The 21,115-nt window shown below is 44.9% G+C and carries 21 protein-coding genes and 1 other annotated feature; all 21 genes read left to right on the top strand.

The features are described 5' to 3' along the window. Window position 1: 1 nt before the first annotated feature. The 21 genes from NOM01_RS11525 (at window position 2) to rplB (ending at window position 21,100) form a co-directional block, all read left to right on the top strand. Complete coding sequence (locus NOM01_RS11525) at window positions 2-511, top strand: NYN domain-containing protein (RefSeq protein ID WP_255748632.1); 510 nt, start codon at window positions 2-4, stop codon at window positions 509-511. A gap of 76 nt (window positions 512-587) precedes the next feature. Then, window positions 588-1,235, top strand: coding sequence for an RNA polymerase sporulation sigma factor SigH (gene sigH, locus NOM01_RS11520; protein ID WP_255748631.1), 648 nt, complete (start codon window positions 588-590; stop codon window positions 1,233-1,235). A 325-nt stretch (window positions 1,236-1,560) separates the two neighbouring features. Then, window positions 1,561-1,746, top strand: coding sequence for a preprotein translocase subunit SecE (gene secE, locus NOM01_RS11515; RefSeq protein WP_370646078.1), 186 nt, complete (start codon window positions 1,561-1,563; stop codon window positions 1,744-1,746). A 62-nt stretch (window positions 1,747-1,808) separates the two neighbouring features. Continuing rightward, window positions 1,809-2,345: a transcription termination/antitermination protein NusG gene (gene nusG / locus NOM01_RS11510; protein WP_255748630.1), complete on the top strand. Its 537-nt coding sequence runs from the start codon at window positions 1,809-1,811 to the stop codon at window positions 2,343-2,345. A gap of 199 nt (window positions 2,346-2,544) precedes the next feature. Next, window positions 2,545-2,970, top strand: a complete 426-nt coding sequence (gene rplK, locus NOM01_RS11505) for a 50S ribosomal protein L11 (RefSeq protein ID WP_253063948.1) — start codon at window positions 2,545-2,547, stop codon at window positions 2,968-2,970. Between the two features lie 100 nt (window positions 2,971-3,070). Beyond that, window positions 3,071-3,763 carry a 50S ribosomal protein L1 gene (gene rplA, locus NOM01_RS11500; protein ID WP_255748629.1) on the top strand — a complete coding sequence of 231 codons (693 nt, stop codon included), beginning with the start codon at window positions 3,071-3,073 and terminating at the stop codon, window positions 3,761-3,763. 63 nt (window positions 3,764-3,826) lie between these two features. Then, window positions 3,827-3,972: a sequence feature (ribosomal protein L10 leader region), on the top strand. Between the two features lie 55 nt (window positions 3,973-4,027). Further along, window positions 4,028-4,531, top strand: coding sequence for a 50S ribosomal protein L10 (gene rplJ / locus NOM01_RS11495; protein ID WP_255748628.1), 504 nt, complete (start codon window positions 4,028-4,030; stop codon window positions 4,529-4,531). A 48-nt stretch (window positions 4,532-4,579) separates the two neighbouring features. Further along, window positions 4,580-4,942, top strand: coding sequence for a 50S ribosomal protein L7/L12 (gene rplL, locus NOM01_RS11490; protein WP_255748627.1), 363 nt, complete (start codon window positions 4,580-4,582; stop codon window positions 4,940-4,942). A gap of 121 nt (window positions 4,943-5,063) precedes the next feature. Continuing rightward, window positions 5,064-5,660 carry a class I SAM-dependent methyltransferase gene (locus tag NOM01_RS11485; RefSeq protein ID WP_255748626.1) on the top strand — a complete coding sequence of 199 codons (597 nt, stop codon included), beginning with the start codon at window positions 5,064-5,066 and terminating at the stop codon, window positions 5,658-5,660. Between the two features lie 169 nt (window positions 5,661-5,829). Beyond that, complete coding sequence (rpoB, locus tag NOM01_RS11480) at window positions 5,830-9,351, top strand: DNA-directed RNA polymerase subunit beta (protein WP_255748625.1); 3,522 nt, start codon at window positions 5,830-5,832, stop codon at window positions 9,349-9,351. A gap of 163 nt (window positions 9,352-9,514) precedes the next feature. After that, complete coding sequence (gene rpoC / locus NOM01_RS11475; RefSeq protein ID WP_255748624.1) at window positions 9,515-13,141, top strand: DNA-directed RNA polymerase subunit beta'; 3,627 nt, start codon at window positions 9,515-9,517, stop codon at window positions 13,139-13,141. Between the two features lie 84 nt (window positions 13,142-13,225). Continuing rightward, window positions 13,226-13,477 (top strand): 50S ribosomal protein L7ae-like protein, encoded by a 252-nt coding sequence (locus NOM01_RS11470; RefSeq protein WP_255748650.1) that lies wholly within the window; start codon window positions 13,226-13,228, stop codon window positions 13,475-13,477. Window positions 13,478-13,574: 97 nt separating this feature from the next. Beyond that, on the top strand, window positions 13,575-13,988 hold the full coding sequence (gene rpsL / locus NOM01_RS11465) for a 30S ribosomal protein S12 (RefSeq protein ID WP_253063936.1): 414 nt from the start codon (window positions 13,575-13,577) through the stop codon (window positions 13,986-13,988). A 28-nt stretch (window positions 13,989-14,016) separates the two neighbouring features. After that, window positions 14,017-14,487 carry a 30S ribosomal protein S7 gene (gene rpsG, locus NOM01_RS11460; RefSeq protein ID WP_023511460.1) on the top strand — a complete coding sequence of 157 codons (471 nt, stop codon included), beginning with the start codon at window positions 14,017-14,019 and terminating at the stop codon, window positions 14,485-14,487. A gap of 105 nt (window positions 14,488-14,592) precedes the next feature. Next, window positions 14,593-16,671 carry an elongation factor G gene (gene fusA / locus NOM01_RS11455; protein WP_255748623.1) on the top strand — a complete coding sequence of 693 codons (2,079 nt, stop codon included), beginning with the start codon at window positions 14,593-14,595 and terminating at the stop codon, window positions 16,669-16,671. A 146-nt stretch (window positions 16,672-16,817) separates the two neighbouring features. Continuing rightward, window positions 16,818-18,005, top strand: coding sequence for an elongation factor Tu (gene tuf, locus NOM01_RS11450; RefSeq protein WP_255748622.1), 1,188 nt, complete (start codon window positions 16,818-16,820; stop codon window positions 18,003-18,005). Window positions 18,006-18,329: 324 nt separating this feature from the next. Next, window positions 18,330-18,638: a 30S ribosomal protein S10 gene (rpsJ, locus tag NOM01_RS11445; protein WP_010024543.1), complete on the top strand. Its 309-nt coding sequence runs from the start codon at window positions 18,330-18,332 to the stop codon at window positions 18,636-18,638. A 30-nt stretch (window positions 18,639-18,668) separates the two neighbouring features. After that, on the top strand, window positions 18,669-19,307 hold the full coding sequence (gene rplC, locus NOM01_RS11440) for a 50S ribosomal protein L3 (protein ID WP_255748621.1): 639 nt from the start codon (window positions 18,669-18,671) through the stop codon (window positions 19,305-19,307). A gap of 17 nt (window positions 19,308-19,324) precedes the next feature. Then, the gene (gene rplD / locus NOM01_RS11435) at window positions 19,325-19,948 is read left to right on the top strand and encodes a 50S ribosomal protein L4 (RefSeq protein ID WP_255748620.1); all 624 of its coding nucleotides are present in this window, start codon (window positions 19,325-19,327) and stop codon (window positions 19,946-19,948) included. Continuing rightward, on the top strand, window positions 19,948-20,238 hold the full coding sequence (gene rplW / locus NOM01_RS11430) for a 50S ribosomal protein L23 (RefSeq protein ID WP_255748619.1): 291 nt from the start codon (window positions 19,948-19,950) through the stop codon (window positions 20,236-20,238). The genes rplD and rplW overlap by 1 nt, the downstream gene beginning before the upstream one ends. Before the next feature lie 28 nt (window positions 20,239-20,266). Next, window positions 20,267-21,100 (top strand): 50S ribosomal protein L2, encoded by an 834-nt coding sequence (gene rplB / locus NOM01_RS11425; RefSeq protein ID WP_255748618.1) that lies wholly within the window; start codon window positions 20,267-20,269, stop codon window positions 21,098-21,100. The last annotated feature ends 15 nt before the right edge of the window (window positions 21,101-21,115 follow it).

Genomic DNA, 21,115 nt, shown 5'->3' with positions numbered 1-21,115 from the left:
GATGAACGATATTCTGATTGTCGACGGCTACAATGTGATAGGGGCTTGGACCGAATTGAAGGCACTTCAGAAAAATGATTTTGAAAGTGCCCGCGATTTGCTGGTTGATAAATTATCGGAGTATCAGGCAGTCACCGGCTGGCGTGTGATTTTAATTTTCGATGCTTATTTAATCCCTGGAAAAGAGACGAAAACGAAAAAATCGAAGATCGAAATCATTTACACCAAGAAAAGTGAAAAAGCGGATCAAAAGATCGAAGGACTAATCAAAAAATTACAGAATGTAAAGACCCGGATCCATGTCGCAACGTCGGACATGGCTGAGCAATGGGCGGTTTTTTCTCAAGGAGCACTCAGAAAACCGTCGCGGGAGCTGATTGAAGAAATTGGGAAAATAGAAAAAGAGATTAAGAAAAGCACCATGAATGAACGAACTTCTTCGTCAATAACGAAAATTTATCTTGATGAGGCAACTCGAAAGAAACTGGAACAAATGCGCAGAGGGTTTTGAATTTTATTGACAATTTAAAAAATTGTAATGTATAATGTTCTAACAAAAGGCATCCAAGTGCTCGGGGGGATTAAAGATGATTGATAATCCGGTTAAGGCAAATGCAGCTTTTGGTTCACTAGACGATGCAGAACTATTGAAAGCGGTTCACGAAGGAAATAACCAAGCCCTGGAATATCTCATTTTTAAATATAAGAATTTTGTGCGCGGCAAAGCAAAAGCTTATTTTCTGGTCGGTGCTGATCGCGAGGATATCATTCAAGAAGGAATGATTGGACTGTTTAAAGCGATCCGCGACTATCGGGGAGACAAGCTGGCGTCATTTAAAGCATTTGCAGAATTGTGTATCACGCGTCAGATGATTACAGCCGTTAAGACAGCGACGAGGCAAAAACATATTCCGCTGAATTCTTATGTTTCACTTGATAAACCGATCTACGATGAAGAATCCGAACGGACACTGATGGATGTTGTTTGCGAAGCGCAGTCAAGCAACCCTGAACAGATGCTGATCAGCCGTGAAGAATATGATGATATTGAGGAGAAGCTGTCGCGTGTTTTAAGTGATTTAGAGCGCAAAGTACTTAGGCAGTATCTTGACGGAAGAACTTATCAAGAAATTTCGGTTGATTTAAAAAGGCATGTTAAATCGATTGATAATGCATTGCAGCGTGTGAAACGCAAGCTCGAACACTGCATGCAATATCAGGAATTCAGTATTTGAAACAGCACAGCCTGACGGATCATTGACAGGCTGTGTTTTTTTATGGTAAAGTACAAAGAGTATATGACAAACAACAAGAAAGGCGAATCAGCGCCTTTCTTTCTTTTACTTGCAGAAAATGCAGGCTTCTTTCCCCTGACGGCATGGGCATCGTCACGGAGTGAGACGGCCTGTCCCAGACCCGCAGCCTATATTCAGAACATGATTCGGGTACGCGAAATGCAGGTTAAATCATCTATAAATCATGCAGAAATTGCAAGACATATACGAAAGAACAGACACCGAAATAATCTGACTAGCGGAGGTAGTACCTATGGCGGGCATTATCAAGGGGACCGGTAAATTTTTTCAAAACATTGTCACTGAATCGAAAAAAATCACTTGGCCGACAAGAAAAGAACTGTTGAGATACACGGTTACCGTTATTGTAACTGTGGTCTTTCTTGCACTCTTTTTCGTTGTCATTGATCTGGGAATTTCCCAGCTTCTGCACGTGATCACAAATCAATGATTCTTTATCAAGGCTGATTGTAATCGGCGAAAAGCGAATGGATCATTTGGAGGAAGAACGATATGGAGAAGAACTGGTATGTTGTTCACACATACTCGGGTTATGAGAACAAAGTAAAGACCAACCTGGAGAAAAGGGTTGAGACCATGGGTATGGCGGATAAAATTTTCCGTGTTCTTGTACCCATGGAAGAAGAAACAGAAATTAAGAACGGTCAAAAGAAAACAGCAATGAAAAAAGTATTTCCCGGCTACGTTCTTACGGAAATGGTGATGACCGACGATTCTTGGTATGTTGTGCGTAATACACCGGGAGTTACAGGCTTCGTCGGATCGACAGGCGCCGGTTCAAAACCGATCCCGCTTTTGCCGGACGAAGTAGATGCCATTCTGAAACAGATGGGATTGAAAGAAAAGGTAAGCGACGCCAATTTTGAAATAAAAGAGCAAGTTAAAGTAAAAGAAGGCCCATTTGCCGACTTTATTGGAAGTGTTGAAAGCATTGATGAAGAGAAGAGCAAATTGAAAGTGCATGTGAATATGTTCGGACGTGAAACACCGTTGGAACTCGACTTTAATCAAGTGAAAAAACTCGATTAAATCTTTTTTTGCGGGCAGAAAAGCAATAGCCGCACGATCAAACCTTGCAATTTGTGCTTGCCGATTGTATAATCTTGATGTTTGTATGATTTTATCCGATCTCACCATCGCAAGTCACATGAAGTGCAAGAAGCCATAGAGGTAATTTAGGAGTGGAAGGGGCAACCCGTACCACAAATTGTTGTAGGGAGGTGCTCTCATGGCAAAGAAAGTAATCAAGCTAGTTAAGCTGCAAATTCCAGCAGGTAAAGCAAATCCGGCTCCGCCAGTTGGTCCGGCATTGGGTCAGGCGGGCGTTAACATTATGGGCTTTTGTAAAGAATTCAACGCTCGGACATCCGATCAGGCAGGTCTGATCATTCCGGTCGTAATTACTGTTTATGAAGACCGTTCGTTTACGTTCATCACAAAGACGCCGCCGGCTGCCGTTCTGCTTAAGAAAGAAACAGGCATTCAATCCGGCTCAGGTACACCGAATACGAAAAAAGTTGCAACGATCAAACGCGACAAGGTACGCGCGATCGCCGAACTGAAAATGCCTGATCTGAACGCGGCAAATGTTGAATCCGCTATGCGTATGGTCGAAGGAACTGCGCGCAGCATGGGCATCGTTGTCGAAGACTGATCGGGAAGCGCGCAAATAAACAAAGCTTTGTTTCGCGCATTTGTTTATGGTTGGTGGGAGGTCATATGCAAACCGTTAATACCACGAAGGAGGATTTCAAATGGCTAAAAGAGGTAAAAAGTATCAAGAACAAGCTAAAGCGGTCGATCGTTCAAAAACGTATGACGTTGAAGAAGCCGTCAGCTTGGTAAAGAAAATCGCTTCTGCCGGATTCGATGAATCCGTTGATGTTGCTGTCCGTTTGGGCGTCGACACACGGAAGAACGACCAGCAGGTTCGCGGTGCCGTTGTATTGCCAAACGGTACAGGTAAAACGCAGCGTGTGCTCGTTTTTGCAAAAGGTGACAAAGCTAAGGAAGCGGAAGCTGCCGGAGCAGATTACGTTGGCGAAGCAGAGTATGTTGAAAAGATCAGCGGCGGCTGGTTTGACTTTGACGTGGTTGTTGCTACGCCGGACATGATGGCACAAGTTGGCCGTCTTGGACGTGTTCTCGGACCGAAAGGCTTAATGCCGAACCCGAAAACGGGCACTGTAACTTTTGACGTTGAAAAAGCCGTTAAAGAAATTAAAGCCGGTAAAGTTGAATACCGTGCTCAGAAAGACGGAAATGTTCATGTGCCGATCGGTAAAGTTTCCTTTGACGAGGAAAAGCTGGTTGAAAACTTCAAGGTGCTTGTTGAAACGCTGATCAAGGTTAAACCTGCAGCAGCTAAGGGCACATACATGAAGAACATCGCAGTTTCGTCAACAATGGGACCTGGCGTAAAAGTTGCCGTTGCATCTGTAAAATAATTGACTGACACGGAATAATTAGGTTGACATGCTTTGGCAAACTCAATATAATAGTTCATGTTGTGTTAATTGAATGATTAGCCGTAGACAGCAGGGGCATGATTCATGCTTAATAAATCCCAGCCGAGGTTTAGCGAGTTCTTGATAACTTTTTGTTTGATAGATTACGCCCTCGAGCCGTTTGGATCGAGGGCTTTTTGATAGGCCTAAAAGTGGGGGAAATACTGATACGGATAGATTCTGAAAGAGGAGGTGCCATTTATCATGAGTAACGAGAAAGTCTTAGAAGGCAAAAAGAAAGTTGTTGACGAAATTGCCGGCAAATTAAAAGACAGCGTCGCAACAATCGTTGTTAACTATCGCGGCCTTACTGTAGCGGAAGTTACAGAACTTCGCCAACAATTGCGAGAAGCAAACGTTGATTACAAAGTATATAAGAACTCGTTTGCACGCCGTGCGACTGGAATTGTTGGTCTTTCCGACCTTGACGATTCCTTGAAGGGACCTACAGCAGTTTCTTTCAGCAAAGAAGATGTCATTGCTCCGGCAAAAGTACTCTATAACTTTGCAAAGGAACACGAAGCTCTTGAAATCAAAGCGGGCGTTATCGAAGGCAAACTGGCTTCGGTTGATGAAATTAGAGCTCTTGCAGAACTGCCATCCAGAGAAGGATTGCTTTCTATGTTGGCAAATGTTCTGCAAGCCCCAATTCAAAAGCTCGCTTTGGGCGTCAAAGCTGTTGCCGAAAAGAAAGAACAAGAAGCTTAATTGTAAAAAAATCATTTAAAATAGAACGAAAAATGAGGAGGATTATCAATGACTAAGGAAGAAATCATCAGCGCGGTTAAAGAAATGTCCGTGCTTGAATTGAACGATCTCGTTAAAGCAATTGAAGAAGAATTCGGTGTAACTGCAGCAGCTCAGGTTGCTGTTCAAGCTGGTGCAGGTGCTGGTGCAGCTGAAGAACAAACAGAATTCGATGTAATTCTTGCAGAAGCTGGCGCACAAAAGATCAAGGTTATCAAGGTTGTCCGCGAAATCACTGGTCTTGGCCTGAAAGATGCAAAAGCATTGGTTGACGGTGCTCCAAGTCCTGTAAAAGAAGGCGCTGCTAAAGAAGAAGCCGAAGAAATCAAAGGCAAACTTGAAGAAGTTGGCGCAAAAGTAGAACTGAAATAAGTTCTAGAAAAAGCCCGCGCTTGCGCGGGCTTTTTCTTTTTCCTCCGAGAAGTACATTGGTCAAGACGCCGCTGGACAATCAACAGAACATGATTCTGATTTTTAAAGGGGGCTGATGCATATGGCAGAACACTATTATTCGGAGCATCCCCATGCGGAAAGCAAGCCGCATGCCTTGAACGCCACATTGCGGCAGCATGACCTGATTTTTACGACGGATGCAGGTGTTTTTTCAAAAAATGCAATTGATTTTGGATCCTCGCTTTTAATTGAAAGTTTTCGCGAACCTGCAGTATTAGGAGATTTTTTAGATATGGGATGCGGGTATGGTCCGATTGGAATTGCGCTTGCAAAGGCTTTTTCTAAGCGAAAGGTGACAATGGTTGATATCAATGAGCGAGCCGTGGCACTGGCGAAGAAAAATGCTGCGGAAAATCAAGTTGCGCCTGTGGTGCTGCAAGGCTCTTTATTTGAACATGTATCCGGAGAATTTGCCGCGATTCTCACTAATCCGCCGATCAGGGCAGGTAAACAAGTTGTCCACCAGATTTTTAAAGATGCTCATCGTTTTTTAAAAGAAAATGGTGAACTTTGGACGGTTATCCAAAAGAAACAAGGTGCGCCGTCCGCTTTGAAAATGCTCCAAACGTTATACAAACGAGTCGATGTAGTCGCAAAGAAAAAAGGATACTTTATTTTTTGTGCGAGAAAAGGTTGACATTAAATTTTGTCTATGATATTATGTCTTAATGCTAACATGGATATTTTTGTAGGTATAGGGATCCCTAATTTTGGGAAAACTAATCAAATAATTTTTGGACTGCGGTAAGCTTAAGAAGTATGGTTTGCCGATTTTTTCAATATGCTTGATTTGAGGGGTGAAATAGTTGACAGGTCAACTCGTACAATACGGACGCCACCGCCAACGCAGGAGCTACGCTCGGATTAAAGAAGTGCTGGAACTCCCTAATCTTATTGAAATTCAGACCGCCTCCTATCAGTGGTTCCTTGACGAAGGAATCCGAGAAATGTTTCAGGATATTTCTCCGGTGGAAGATTTTACGGGAAATCTAATTTTGGAGTTTGTCGACTATAGTTTGGGAGAACCAAAGTATTCAGTTGATGAATCAAAATCGCGGGATGTGACGTATGCCGCGCCGCTTCGCGTAAAAGTTCGGCTAATTAATAAAGAAACAGGCGAAGTGAAGGAGCAAGAAGTATTCATGGGTGATTTCCCATTGATGACGGAAGCAGGTACCTTCATTATCAACGGAGCGGAACGAGTGATCGTTTCCCAGTTGGTGCGTTCGCCAAGCGTTTACTTTAATGATAAAGTCGACAAGAATGGCAAAAAAGGCTTTGGTGCAACGGTTATTCCTAACCGTGGTGCATGGCTTGAATATGAGACGGATGCAAAAGATGTCGTCTATGTAAGAATCGACCGTACAAGGAAAGTGCCCGTAACGGTTCTTTTGCGTTCCCTTGGATTCAGTACGGATCAAGAGATTATCGATCTTCTTGGAGAAGACGAATATCTGAGAAATACACTGGAAAAAGACAATACCGACAGCACGGATAAAGCGCTTGTAGAAATTTATGAACGTCTTCGTCCTGGCGAACCGCCGACTGTTGAAAACGCGAAAAGCTTGCTCGAAGCAAGATTCTTTGATCCAAAGCGTTATGATTTGGCGAATGTCGGCCGCTATAAAATGAACAAAAAGCTTCATATTAAGAACAGATTATTTAATCAGAGATTGGCTGAGAAACTGGTAGATCCGGAAACAGGGGAAATTGTTGCTGATGAAGGTACTCTGCTTGACCGCCGTACTCTCGATCGACTTTTGCCGACTATTGAGAAAAAACTCGGCTTTGTAGAATATACGCCAACCGATGGTGTGATCGCAGGACAAACGATCCGAGTTCAAAAAATCAATGTGTACTCGCCTCTCGATGAAGACAAGGGTAAAGTGGTCAGCGTAATGGGCAATTGTGTGATTGACCGATCAATCAAGCATATTACACCGGCCGATATTCTTTCTTCAATTAACTATTTCTTTGATCTGCTTCATGGAATTGGCGATACCGATGATATCGATCATTTGGGCAACCGTCGTCTCCGTTCTGTCGGCGAACTGCTGCAGAACCAGTTCCGTATCGGCTTGTCACGAATGGAACGTGTCATTCGCGAACGTATGTCCATCCAAGATACAAACAGCATTACACCGCAGGCACTGATCAACATTCGTCCTGTCATTGCGTCAATAAAAGAATTCTTCGGAAGTTCACAGCTTTCGCAGTTCATGGACCAGACAAATCCTCTGGCCGAATTGACCCATAAGCGAAGACTGTCTGCTCTCGGACCTGGCGGTTTGACTCGTGAACGTGCCGGCATGGAAGTGCGTGACGTACACTACTCTCACTATGGACGTATGTGTCCGATTGAAACACCTGAAGGTCCGAACATCGGCTTGATCAACTCACTGTCCAGTTATGCGCGCGTTAATAAATATGGCTTCATTGAGACGCCATATCGTCGCGTAGATCCGGATACCGGCAGAGTAACCGAACACATAGATTACTTGACTGCCGATGAGGAAGATAACTACGTTGTAGCTCAGGCAAACGCCGAGTTGAGCGACGACGGCGAATTCATGGATGATCATATTCTTGCCCGTTTCCGTAGTGAGAACTTGGTTGTTCATAAAGAACGTGTCGATTATATGGACGTATCGCCTAAGCAGGTTGTGTCTGTTGCATCAGCTTGTATCCCGTTCCTTGCGAACGACGATTCCAACCGTGCACTGATGGGTGCCAACATGCAGCGTCAGGCCGTGCCGTTACTTCGTCCAGAAGCGCCGCTTGTCGGAACAGGAATGGAATATGTATCTGCCCGCGATTCAGGGGCAGCAATCCGTTCAAAATTCCGCGGCCGTGTTGAATATGTTTCGGCACGTGTGATTAAAATACGTACTTTGGAAACCATTGACGGCCGAGAAACTGAAGGCGATGTTGTTTCATACAAACTTTCAAAATTCGTACGCTCCAACCAAGGTATGTGCTACAATCAAAAACCGATTGTTGAGACAGGTATGGTTGTTGACAAGGGCGAAATCATCGCTGACGGACCTTCCATGGATAAGGGCGAATTGGCACTTGGCCGAAACGTGCTTGTCGGATTCATGACATGGAACGGTTACAACTATGAAGATGCTGTCATCATGAGCGAAAAACTCGTGAAAGACGACGTATATACTTCTATTCATATAGAGGAATATGAATCTGATGCACGTGATACGAAGCTTGGACCTGAAGATATTACCCGCGATATTCCGAATGTCGGCGAAGATGCATTGAAGAATCTCGATGATCGCGGCATTATTCGTGTCGGTGCGGAAGTACGCGACGGTGATATTCTTGTAGGTAAAGTAACGCCTAAAGGGGTTACAGAGCTTACGGCGGAAGAACGGCTGCTCCATGCTATTTTTGGTGAAAAAGCGCGTGAAGTGCGTGACACATCACTGAAAGTACCACATGGCGGCGGCGGAATTGTACACGATGTCAAGATCTTTACACGTGAAGCGGGAGACGAACTGCCACCGGGTGTTAATGAACTTGTCCGTGTTTACATCGTTCAGAAGAGAAAGATTCATGAAGGAGATAAAATGGCAGGACGCCACGGAAACAAAGGTGTCATTTCCAGAATTCTTCCTGAAGAAGATATGCCATTTTTGCCAAGCGGACGTCCGCTGGACATCATGCTTAATCCACTTGGTGTGCCTTCCCGTATGAATATTGGTCAGGTGCTTGAACTTCACCTTGGGATGGCTGCTCGAGAAATGGGTATCCACATTGCAACACCTGTTTTTGACGGTGCACGCGAAGAGGATGTTTGGAGCACACTTGAAGAAGCCGGACTTTCCCGAGACGGAAAGACAGTCCTTTATGATGGACGTACTGGTGAACCTTTCGATAACCGTGTTTCAGTCGGAGTTATGTATATGATTAAACTGGCACACATGGTTGACGATAAACTCCATGCACGTTCGACCGGCCCATATTCGTTGGTTACACAACAGCCGCTCGGTGGTAAAGCCCAGTTCGGTGGTCAGCGATTCGGTGAAATGGAAGTGTGGGCACTTGAAGCTTACGGTGCCGCACATACACTTCAAGAAATCCTGACTGTGAAGTCTGATGACGTTGTTGGACGTGTGAAAACGTATGAGTCCATTGTCAAAGGTGAGAATGTCCCTGAACCAGGCGTTCCTGAATCATTCAAGGTACTCATTAAAGAACTTCAGAGTCTTGGCATGGATGTCAAGGTTTTGGACGGCGACCACTCGGAAATCGTCATTAAAGAACTTGAGGACGAAGAAGAGACACTCGATGACAGTTTGAACGTCCAAGTCTGAGTTCTATGAATCAACCTCTTATAGAATATGTTTTGCGCCTGGAAAACGATTCAACTGCTCTTTTTCCTAAGCAGCAAAATAGTTTTCTAACATACAACAACTCGGTGAACTAAAGCGATGGCACTTTATGCCAGACACTGAAAATATAAGGGAGGTTGCCCCCTTGCTGGATGTCAATAAATTTGAATTTATGAAGATTGGTTTAGCTTCACCTGACAAAATCAGGTCATGGTCTCACGGTGAAGTAAAAAAACCTGAGACAATCAATTACCGAACACTGAAACCGGAAAAGGACGGCTTGTTCTGCGAACGCATCTTCGGGCCTACCAAGGACTGGGAGTGTCATTGCGGTAAATATAAACGCGTCCGGTACAAGGGCGTTGTTTGTGATCGTTGCGGTGTTGAAGTTACTCGGGCAAAGGTCCGCAGAGAGCGCATGGGTCATATTGAGCTGGCTGCTCCTGTATCCCATATTTGGTATTTCAAAGGCATTCCGAGCCGGATGGGACTTTTGCTGGATATGTCTCCAAGAGCACTGGAAGAAGTTATCTACTTTGCCTCTTATGTAGTGACCGAACCAGGTGATACTCCGCTTGAGAAAAAACAGCTGCTGTCCGAAAAAGAATATCGTGCTTACCGTGAAAAATACGGTAACACATTCAAAGCCGGAATGGGTGCCGAATCGATTAAAAAGCTCTTGCAAGATGTTGATTTGGACAAAGAATCAGATACATTGCAGGAAGAACTAAAGAGTGTTCAAGGACAAAGAAGAACGCGTGCAGTGAAAAGACTCGAAGTTATTGAAGCGTTCCGTGAGTCCGGTAACGAACCTTCTTGGATGATCCTGGATGTACTTCCGGTCATTCCGCCGGAACTTCGCCCAATGGTTCAACTAGACGGCGGACGTTTCGCAACGTCCGATTTGAACGATCTTTACCGGAGAGTTATTAACCGTAACAACCGTTTGAAACGTCTGCTCGAATTAGGGGCACCAAGCATTATTGTTCAAAATGAAAAACGTATGCTGCAGGAAGCGGTCGATTCACTTATCGATAACGGCCGTCGCGGCCGTCCGGTTACCGGACCCGGTAACAGACCGCTGAAATCACTTTCCCATATGTTAAAGGGAAAGCAAGGCCGCTTCCGCCAGAACCTGCTCGGGAAACGTGTCGATTATTCCGGCCGTTCCGTTATTGCTGTAGGTCCGACGTTGCAAATGTATCAATGCGGGCTGCCAAAAGAAATGGCTTTGGAACTGTTCAAGCCGTTTGTTATGAAAGAGCTTGTAAGTCGCGGCATTGCCAACAATATTAAAAGCGCAAAACGCAAAGTTGAGAAAATCCATGCGGATGTGTGGGGTGTTCTTGAAGATGTTATTAAGGAACATCCGGTTCTCTTGAACCGTGCCCCTACGCTGCACCGTCTCGGTATCCAGGCTTTTGAACCAAGAATAGTAGAAGGACGTGCGATCCGTCTTCACCCACTCGTATGTACCGCATACAACGCGGACTTTGACGGTGACCAGATGGCCGTTCACGTGCCACTGTCTGCCGAAGCGCAGGCGGAAGCTCGTCTGTTGATGCTTGGTGCACAAAATATCCTGAACCCGAAAGACGGCAAGCCAATTGTTACGCCTTCTCAGGACATGGTGCTGGGTAACTATTACCTGACACTCGAACGCAAAGGCGCTATTGGCGAAGGTAAGATTTTCAAGGATGCGGATGAAGTTATGCTCGCTTACTACAACGGCTACCTGCATCTGCATTCGCGGATTGCAATTCCCGCATCGTCGACGCATAATCCGACGTTTACGGAAGAACAAAATAAACAATACTTGCTGACAACGGCAGGGAAATTAATTTTCAACCATGTCCTGCCGCCGACGTTCCCATACATTAATGAGCCAACGGATAAAAATCTTCAGGTTGCGACTCCGAATAAATATTTTGTACCAATGGGTTCGGATATTCCAAAGGAAATCGCCGCTCGTGAAGAGATCCCGCCATTTAAGAAAGGGTATCTCGGACACATTATTGCAGAAGTATTTAAAAAGTATAAAGTTACCGAGACTTCTAAATTCCTTGACCGCTTAAAGGCGCTTGGATTCCAATATTCGACGAAAGCCGGAATAACCGTTGGTGTATCCGATGTTATCGTGCTTCCGGAAAAGAAAGAAATCCTTGATAATGCGGAAGAAAATGTGCAGAAAGTAACGAAGCAGTTCCGCCGAGGCTTAATCACTGAGGATGAACGTTATGAACGCATTGTCGGCATTTGGAGCGATGCAAAAGATACGATTCAATCCAAGCTGATGGATTCGTTGGCAAAGACCAACCCGATTTTCATGATGAGTGATTCCGGTGCCCGTGGTAATGCATCGAACTTTACTCAGCTTGCCGGTATGCGTGGTTTGATGGCCGATCCTTCTGGTCGAATTATCGAACTTCCTATTATTTCAAGTTTCCGTGAAGGTCTGACCGTGTTGGAATACTTTATTTCAACTCACGGTGCACGTAAGGGACTTGCCGATACCGCACTAAAGACGGCAAACTCTGGTTACTTGACTCGACGTCTTGTCGATGTTGCTCAAGATGTCATTGTCAGAGAAGACGATTGCGGTACGGATCGCGGTATTCTTGTGCATGCGATTCGCGAAGGCAACGAAGAAATTGAAAGTTTGTATGACCGTCTAGTCGGTCGTACGGCAAATCAAACGGTTTATCATCCAGACACTGACGAAGTACTCGTTAAGAAGAACCAGCTGATTAACGAAGACAGAGCAACCAAGATTGTGGAAGCCGGTATTACCGAAGTTGAAATTCGTACGGTATTTACCTGTGAAACAAGACATGGTGTCTGCAAAAAATGCTATGGCCGTAACTTGGCTACCGGTTCAGAGGTTGAAGTGGGCGAATCCGTTGGCATTATCGCCGCGCAATCAATTGGCGAACCTGGTACTCAGCTGACCATGCGTACGTTCCATACCGGCGGTGTTGCCGGAGACGACATTACACAAGGTCTTCCGCGTATTCAAGAATTGTTTGAAGCCCGGAATCCTAAAGGCCAGGCAACCATCACTGAAATTGACGGAACCGTTACATCGGTAACCGAGTTGAAGGATAAACGCGAAATTGTTGTCAAAGGCGCATTGGAAACCCGAACCTATACAGTACCGGTGAGTGCACGAATGAAAGTTGCTGAGGGCAATGAAGTCAAAGCCGGACAGCCGCTGATCAGTGGCTCGATCGATCCTAAAGAACTGCTTCATGTTGTCGGACTGCAAGGTGTGCAAAATTATTTGCTGCGTGAAGTTCAAAAGGTTTACCGTATGCAGGGTGTAGAAATCGGCGATAAACACGTCGAAGTCATGGTACGCCAAATGATGCGTAAAGTTCGTGTTATTGACAGCGGAGATACGACCGTATTACCGGGAGCACTTGTTGATATTCATCGCTTTAAGGATGACAACCGCGATGTGCTGCTTAATCGCAAATTACCGGCGACTGCGCATCCTGTATTGCTTGGTATCACCAAGGCAGCACTTGAAACAGATTCCTTCCTGTCCGCTGCTTCGTTCCAGGAAACGACACGTGTCCTGACTGATGCCGCAATTAAGGGCAAAGTTGATGAACTGCTCGGCTTGAAGGAAAATGTTATTATCGGCAAACTCATTCCTGCCGGAACCGGAATGCCGAAATATCGTAATGTTGTTGTTGAAACTGAGGGCGACGCACAAGGTTCGGATACGAAAGCGGAACCGGTTGAAGCACTGTTGAATCAAGAAAGTTGATTCAGCCATTGACAATGGTCAAGGGCGGGTGCTATTATATCTGAGTGTTCTTTTACACTTGTTACTTTGGAGGATTCTTTCGTGATTTCTTATGAAAAAGTGACACAATCGAAGAACGATGTGATTATTGGCACGAAGCAAGCAATCAAGGCGTTGAAAGAAAACCGTGTTAAAGAGGTTGTCATTGCCGAAGATGCAGATGTGCGTGTAACCAATAAAGTACTGATACTTGCGGAAGAATTGAAAGTGCCTGTAAGTAAAGTGGCCTCAATGAAGAAGCTAGGCCAGGCTTGCGGCATTGAAGTCGGAGCATCGGCTGTTGCGATAAAAAAATGATGTTTTTGCAAGGCGATCCTTGCAAAAACACTTTTTTGCGCGAGAAATGAACCGCCTGGATCAGTGGGTTTAGAAATTTGAAAGGAGGAACAGGTAAATGCCTACAATTAATCAATTAATTCGTCAAGGACGTAAGTCAAAAATCAAAAAGTCTACGGCGCCTGCATTAAACAGAGGCTACAACAGTTTCAAAAAATCGTTGACTGATGATTTTGCTCCACAAAAGAGGGGCGTGTGCACTCGTGTCGGAACGATGACACCTAAGAAGCCAAACTCTGCGCTTCGTAAATACGCTCGTGTTCGTTTGTCAAACAATATCGAAGTCAACGCCTATATCCCGGGAATCGGCCACAACCTTCAGGAACACAGTGTTGTTCTGATTCGCGGCGGACGTGTGAAGGACCTCCCTGGTGTGCGTTATCATGTTATCCGCGGCGCTCTGGATACGGCTAGTGTTGTTGACCGTAAGCAAGGCCGCTCGAAATACGGCGCAAAGAAGCCTAAGGCTTAATCACTATTAACTGGGAGGAGGAATTAACATGCCTAGAAAAGGCCCTGTCGAAAGACGCGATGTATTACCTGATCCGCTTTATAATTCCAAACTGGTCACTCGTTTGATCAACCGGATTATGGAAGACGGCAAAAAGGGAAAGGCGCAAACCATTCTCTATCAGGCATTTGATCTGATTAAGGAACGTACAAATCAGGAACCTATGGAAGTATTTGAACAGGCACTGAAGAATGTTATGCCTGTACTTGAAGTTAAAGCACGCCGTGTCGGCGGATCTAACTATCAGGTGCCAGTTGAAGTTCGCCCTGAACGCCGGACGACTTTAGGACTTCGCTACTTGGTTAACTATTCAAGACTTCGTGGAGAAAAAACGATGGTTGAACGGTTAGCAAACGAAATTATCGATGCTTCAAACAATACCGGCGCATCGGTTAAGAAACGCGAAGACATGCACAAAATGGCTGAAGCCAACAAAGCTTTTGCTCATTATCGCTGGTAATAAAAAAATCGATGTTCAAAATGGAAGTTGGAAAGAGTCAAGAAAATGCTTATACTCTTTTTTCCTAACACTTTGAGCATCCACTATTAGGAAGGAGAGAAAACCATGGCAAGGGAATTCTCCTTGGAAAAGACGCGCAATATCGGTATCATGGCTCACATTGATGCCGGCAAGACGACAACAACCGAGCGTATTCTCTTCTATTCAGGCCGTATCCATAAAATCGGTGAAACCCATGAAGGGGCTTCACAAATGGACTGGATGGATCAGGAAAAGGAACGCGGAATTACGATCACATCTGCGGCGACAACCGCTCAATGGAAGAACCATCGAATCAACATTATCGACACCCCGGGACACGTGGACTTTACTGTTGAAGTAGAACGTTCACTTCGTGTTCTTGACGGAGCCGTAACGGTTCTTGATGCACAATCCGGTGTTGAACCACAAACAGAAACTGTTTGGCGTCAGGCAACGACATACGGTGTGCCTAGAATTGTATTTGTTAACAAGATGGATAAGATCGGCGCTGATTTCCTTTATTCTTGCAAAACATTGCATGAACGTCTTCAAGCGAACGCTCACCCGATTCAATTACCAATGGGCGCTGAAGATAATTATCAAGGCGAAATCGACTTGGTAAACATGCAGGCATATGTTTATGAAGACGATCAGGGTTCCATTGTAGATGCCGAAGAGATTCCGGCTGAATACAAGGAACAAGCTGAAGAATACCATGAAAAACTCGTTGAAGCCGTTGCTGACGTTGATGACGACATCATGGAAAAATATCTGAATGGCGAAGAAATCTCTGTAGAAGAATTAAAAGCGGCAATTCGTAAGGCAACGTGTGCCGTTAAATTCTATCCTGTATTGTGCGGTACGGCCTTTAAGAATAAAGGTGTTCAACACGTACTGGATGCATGCATTGATTATCTCCCTTCACCGCTTGATGTTCCTGCAATCAAGGGTACATTGCCAGATACGGGCGAAGAAGCATTACGTCCGGCTGACGACAATGCACCATTTGCGGCATTGGCCTTTAAAGTAATGACCGACCCGTTCGTTGGTAAGCTGACTTTCTTCCGTGTCTATTCAGGAACAATCGAAGCAGGTTCTTATGTACAGAACTCAACGAAAGACAATCGTGAACGTATGGGACGTATTCTTCAAATGCACGCCAACCACCGCAGCGAAATCAAAAAAGTTTATTCTGGAGATATCGCAGCAGCAGTCGGCTTGAAAAATACGACAACCGGAGATACACTGTGCGATGAGGATCATCTCATTGTTCTTGAATCGATGGAATTCCCTGATCCTGTTATCCATGTTGCCATCGAACCGAAATCGAAGGCAGATCAGGATAAGATGGGCATTGCCCTTGCAAAACTTGCTGAAGAAGATCCAACCTTCAAAACGCATACAGATGAAGAAACCGGCCAGACCATTATCGGTGGTATGGGTGAGCTTCACCTCGATATCATCGTTGACCGTATGCGTCGCGAATTCAAGGTTGATGCGAATGTCGGTAACCCGCAAGTTGCTTATCGTGAAACGCTGACCAAGGCAGGCAGAGCAGAAGGTAAATTTATTCGCCAATCTGGCGGTCGTGGTCAATACGGTCACGTTTGGATTGAATTCGAACCTCAAAAAGAAGGCGAAGGATTCATATTCGAAAACAAAATCGTCGGTGGTGTTGTTCCTCGTGAATACATCCCTGCGGTTGAGGCAGGCTTAAAAGATTCGTTGCAAAACGGATTGCTTGCCGGTTATCCATTGATCGACGTGAAAGCAAGTCTTGTTGACGGATCCTATCACGATGTCGATTCCAGTGAAATGGCGTTCAAGATTGCAGCTTCAATGGCATTGAAAGCCGCTAAATCTGTGTGTGCACCGGTTATTCTTGAACCGATCATGAAAGTGGAAGTCAGCATGCCTGAAGAGTATTTAGGAGATATTATGGGTGATATCACAAGCCGCCGCGGACGCGTTGATGGCATGGAAGCACGCCAAGGTGTTCAGGTTGTCAGTGCTCACGTTCCTCTCGCGGAAATGTTTGGCTATGCGACAAACCTTCGTTCTGCAACTCAGGGACGCGGAACCTTCACGATGCAATTCGATCACTACGAACAAGTGCCGAAGAGCGTCAGTGAAGAAATTATTAAGAAGGCAACCGGTGAATAATTACTTTAACCGCGCATGCTTATTAAATTAATTGTCACACCATTTATTTTATTGTAAGCTAGGAAAGATGGCACTAAGCTTGCCAACTTTCTTACTGCATATAAATTTTAAACTTTCTATTGAATTAAAGGAGGATAATACAATCCATGGCTAAAGAACATTATGAACGTACAAAACCGCATGTTAACATCGGTACAATTGGTCACGTTGACCACGGTAAAACTACTCTGACTGCTGCTATTACAACTGTATTGGCTAAATCAGGTAAAGCACAGGCTCGCGCTTACGATTCTATCGATGGTGCTCCTGAAGAACGTGAACGCGGAATTACAATTTCGACTGCACACGTTGAATATGAAACAGACACACGTCACTATGCACACGTTGACTGCCCAGGGCACGCCGACTATGTAAAGAACATGATCACTGGTGCTGCTCAAATGGACGGAGCAATCCTCGTTGTTTCCGCAGTTGACGGCCCGATGCCACAGACTCGTGAACACATCCTTCTTGCTAACCAAGTAGGTGTTCCTGCGATCGTTGTCTTCTTGAACAAGACGGACCAGGTTGATGATCCTGAACTTCTTGAACTCGTTGAAATGGAAGTTCGTGATCTTCTTAGCGAATATGACTATCCTGGTGACGATGTTCCTGTAATCAGCGGTTCTGCTTTGAAAGCATTGCAAGGCGATCCTGTTGAAGAACAACATATTCTCGACTTGATGCAGGCTGTTGATGAATACATCCCTACTCCTGTTCGTGAAAATGACAAGCCATTCATGATGCCTGTCGAAGACGTATTCTCGATCACAGGTCGTGGTACCGTTGCAACCGGACGTGTTGAACGTGGTACGGTTAAAATCGGCGATGAAGTTGAAATTCTTGGTTTGACAGATGCTCCTAAGAAGTCAACTGTAACGGGCGTTGAAATGTTCCGTAAAACTCTTGACTTCGCTGAAGCCGGCGACAACATCGGCGCTTTGCTCCGTGGTGTTGACCGCGAAGGCGTTGAACGTGGCCAGGTTTTGATTAAACCAGGTACCGTAACTGCCCACAAGAAATTCAAGGCTCAAGTTTACGTTCTGAAAAAAGAAGAAGGTGGACGTCATACTCCATTCTTCACAAACTATCGTCCACAATTCTATTTCAGAACAACTGACGTTACAGGAACCATTACTCTTCCTGAAGGAACTGAAATGGTAATGCCTGGCGACAACGTTGAAATGGATGTTGATCTGCTTGCTCCGATCGCTATCGAACAGGGAACAAAATTCTCTATTCGTGAAGGCGGCCGTACGGTAGGCGCCGGCTCTGTATCCGAAATCGTTGAATAATGGTCGACTGAAAAAGGACTCTCTTCGGAGGGCTCTTTTTTTTTGCCTTTTTAACTTATTGAATGTAAACCAAAGTCGTTCTATAAATTATATTTTTTATTTGATCTTTTATGAGAAAGTCATTATAATGTATAAGTCACTGAAAAAGTGATGGTTCGCCTTGCTTTGTGCCTACTATTTAGGTATAATAGTGAAGTTGGTTTTTTGGCAATGATGCGGAAGGTTGCAGATACACCCGGCTCCTTTGCCAAGGCGGGCTATCTGGAAATTTTCGTGGAGCAAGTCTATTTTTGAAAAATGGACGAAAAAAGGAGGGAATACAACATGGCAAAGCAAAAGATTCGCATTCGTTTAAAGGCATATGATCACCGTATTTTGGATCAATCCGCTGAAAAAATTGTGGAAACGGCAAAACGTTCAGGTGCTAAAGTATCTGGTCCGATTCCGCTTCCTACTGAAAAATCGATTTATACGATTTTGCGTGCGGTACACAAATACAAAGATTCACGTGAACAATTCGAAATGCGCACTCACAAACGCTTAGTTGATATTGTTGAGCCTACACCCCAAACGGTAGATTCACTGATGAGACTGGATCTGCCTTCAGGTGTCGACATTGAAATCAAATTATAATTTATTTAGAACAAACAGGAGGTGTTACGGATGAGCAAGGGAATCTTAGGCAAGAAAATCGGTATGACTCAGATTTTTGCTGAAAATGGCGATGCGATCCCTGTTACGGTTGTCGATGTATCCGACAATATCGTTCTTCAAAAGAAGACGGTTGAAACGGATGGCTACGAAGCTGTACAGATCGGTTTTGATAATGCAAAAGCATCAAAAATTACCAAACCGGCAAAGGGACACGCTGAAAAGGCAAAGGCTGAACCTAAGCGCTTCATTAAAGAAATCCGTAATGTAAATTTAGATGATTACGAATTGGGCAAAGAAGTAACTGCCGACACTTTTAAAGCCGGAGAAGTCGTAGACGTAACCGGAACTTCGAAAGGTAAAGGTTATCAAGGCCCAATTAAGAGAAACAACCAGTCCCGCGGACCAATGACACACGGTTCTCGTTATCACCGTCGTCCCGGTTCCATGGGTGTTATCGATCCGGCTCACGTCTTCAAGGGCAAGAAATTGGCCGGACGTATGGGCGGCGAAACGGTTACTGTTGAAAACTTGGTCATTGCCAAAGTTGATTTGGAACGCAAATTGATTCTCATCAGCGGTAATGTGCCGGGTGCCAAGAAGAGCTATGTTGTTATAAAATCCGCACTCAAAGCAAAAGAAGCTAAATAAGAAGGGAGGACGCTTCCATGCCAGAAGTAACTGTATTTGATCAAAAAGGCGCTGAAGTAGGAACTGTTGAATTGGCAGACGCTGTATTCGGCATCACACCTAATGAACATGTTGTTTACCAAGCAGTTGTCATGCAACAGGCTTCTCAACGCCAAGGAACACATGCTGTAAAAAATCGTTCTGCTGTACGCGGCGGTGGCCGCAAGCCTTGGAAACAAAAAGGAACCGGTCGCGCGCGTCAGGGCTCTATTCGCTCGCCACAATGGGTTGGCGGTGGTACGGTATTCGGACCTACACCGCGCAGCTATTCCTACAAATTGCCTAAGAAGGTACGCAGACTTGCTATTAAGTCGGTACTATCCGGCAAGGCAGGGGAAAATGATCTGATCGTACTGGATACGCTGAAGATCGAAGCTCCGAAAACAAAGGAAATTGTTACTCTATTGAACAATTTGTCTGTTTCAGACAAGGCACTGATTGTCACAAACGACGTTGACGAAACAGCAGTTTTGTCATCTCGCAACATTCCTGGAGTGAAGGTACTTGCTGCAAACGAAGTCAATGTTCTTGATGTCGTTGCACACAACAAACTGATCGTCACCAAGGAAGCTGCGGCAAAGCTTGGGGAGGTGCTTGGATAATGAAGGATCCTCGCGATATTATAAAGCGCCCCGTACTGACTGAACGTACAACTGATCAGATGGCTGACAAGAAATACACATTTGACGTTGATACAAAGGCAAATAAGTCTGAAATCAAACGCGCTGTGGAAGCCATTTTCGATGTTAAAGTTGTTAAAGTCAATACGTTGAACGTAAAAGGTAAACCGAAACGTTACGGCCGCTATTCAGGCTATACAAATAACCGTAAGAAAGCTGTTGTCACTTTGACGCCGGAAAGCAAAGAACTCAACTTTTACGAAGGCGAATAAGGAATATTAAAGAAGGAGGTTACTGATCATGCCACTTAAAAAGTACAAACCGACAACCAACGGTCGTAGAAATATGACTTCACTTGATTTCGCAGAAATTACAACGGATACGCCGGAAAAAACATTGCTGAAGTCGTTGCCAAAGAAGGCCGGCCGAAACAATCAAGGCAGACTGACGGTTCGTCACCAAGGCGGCGGCCACAAACGTCAATACCGTGTTATTGACTTCAAACGCAATAAGGACGGCGTACCAGGTAAGATCGCAACGATCGAATATGATCCGAATCGTACGGCTAACATTGCTCTTGTTCACTATGTAGACGGCGAAAAACGCTACATTCTTGCTCCAAAGGGCATTAAAGTCGGAACTCAGATCGTATCTGGTGTCGATGCCGACATTAAAGTTGGAAATGCACTTCCATTGAAGAACATTCCAGTAGGTACTACGATTCATAATATTGAATTAAAACCAGGAAAAGGCGGACAACTCGTGCGTTCTGCAGGAACTTCCGCTCAGATTCTTGGTAAAGAAGGAAAATATGTGCTTATTCGTCTTGTTTCCGGCGAAGTACGTATGGTTCTTGAAACATGCCGCGCGACGATCGGTCAAGTCGGCAACCTGGAACATGAACTTGTTTCTGTTGGTAAAGCAGGACGTTCACGTTGGAAGGGTATTCGCCCAACGGTCCGTGGTTCTGTAATGAACCCTAACGATCACCCGCATGGTGGTGGTGAAGGTAAAGCACCAGTCGGACGCAAGTCGCCAATGTCACCATGGGGCAAGCCAACGATGGGTTACAAGACACGCAGCAAGAAAAATGCTTCTGAACAATTTATCATCAGACACCGTAAAAAGAAGTAAGTGCTTATAAATAGT

It is taken from the genome of Sporolactobacillus sp. STSJ-5 (assembly GCF_024385605.1).
Lineage (GTDB): Bacteria > Bacillota > Bacilli > Bacillales > Sporolactobacillaceae > Sporolactobacillus.
This window is presented reverse-complemented; position numbering and strand designations above follow the sequence as displayed.

Coding starts and splice junctions, on each gene's coding strand:
- fusA (WP_255748623.1), top strand. CDS start 14,593: ATGGCAAGGGAATTCTCCTTGGAAAAGACGCGCAATATCGGTATCATG.
- rplW (WP_255748619.1), top strand. CDS start 19,948: ATGAAGGATCCTCGCGATATTATAAAGCGCCCCGTACTGACTGAACGT.
- sigH (WP_255748631.1), top strand. CDS start 588: ATGATTGATAATCCGGTTAAGGCAAATGCAGCTTTTGGTTCACTAGAC.
- rplD (WP_255748620.1), top strand. CDS start 19,325: ATGCCAGAAGTAACTGTATTTGATCAAAAAGGCGCTGAAGTAGGAACT.
- rplA (WP_255748629.1), top strand. CDS start 3,071: ATGGCTAAAAGAGGTAAAAAGTATCAAGAACAAGCTAAAGCGGTCGAT.
- rplJ (WP_255748628.1), top strand. CDS start 4,028: ATGAGTAACGAGAAAGTCTTAGAAGGCAAAAAGAAAGTTGTTGACGAA.
- rplL (WP_255748627.1), top strand. CDS start 4,580: ATGACTAAGGAAGAAATCATCAGCGCGGTTAAAGAAATGTCCGTGCTT.
- rpsL (WP_253063936.1), top strand. CDS start 13,575: ATGCCTACAATTAATCAATTAATTCGTCAAGGACGTAAGTCAAAAATC.
- rplK (WP_253063948.1), top strand. CDS start 2,545: ATGGCAAAGAAAGTAATCAAGCTAGTTAAGCTGCAAATTCCAGCAGGT.
- rplC (WP_255748621.1), top strand. CDS start 18,669: ATGAGCAAGGGAATCTTAGGCAAGAAAATCGGTATGACTCAGATTTTT.
- NOM01_RS11485 (WP_255748626.1), top strand. CDS start 5,064: ATGGCAGAACACTATTATTCGGAGCATCCCCATGCGGAAAGCAAGCCG.
- NOM01_RS11525 (WP_255748632.1), top strand. CDS start 2: ATGAACGATATTCTGATTGTCGACGGCTACAATGTGATAGGGGCTTGG.
- tuf (WP_255748622.1), top strand. CDS start 16,818: ATGGCTAAAGAACATTATGAACGTACAAAACCGCATGTTAACATCGGT.
- rpsJ (WP_010024543.1), top strand. CDS start 18,330: ATGGCAAAGCAAAAGATTCGCATTCGTTTAAAGGCATATGATCACCGT.
- rplB (WP_255748618.1), top strand. CDS start 20,267: ATGCCACTTAAAAAGTACAAACCGACAACCAACGGTCGTAGAAATATG.
- rpsG (WP_023511460.1), top strand. CDS start 14,017: ATGCCTAGAAAAGGCCCTGTCGAAAGACGCGATGTATTACCTGATCCG.
- nusG (WP_255748630.1), top strand. CDS start 1,809: ATGGAGAAGAACTGGTATGTTGTTCACACATACTCGGGTTATGAGAAC.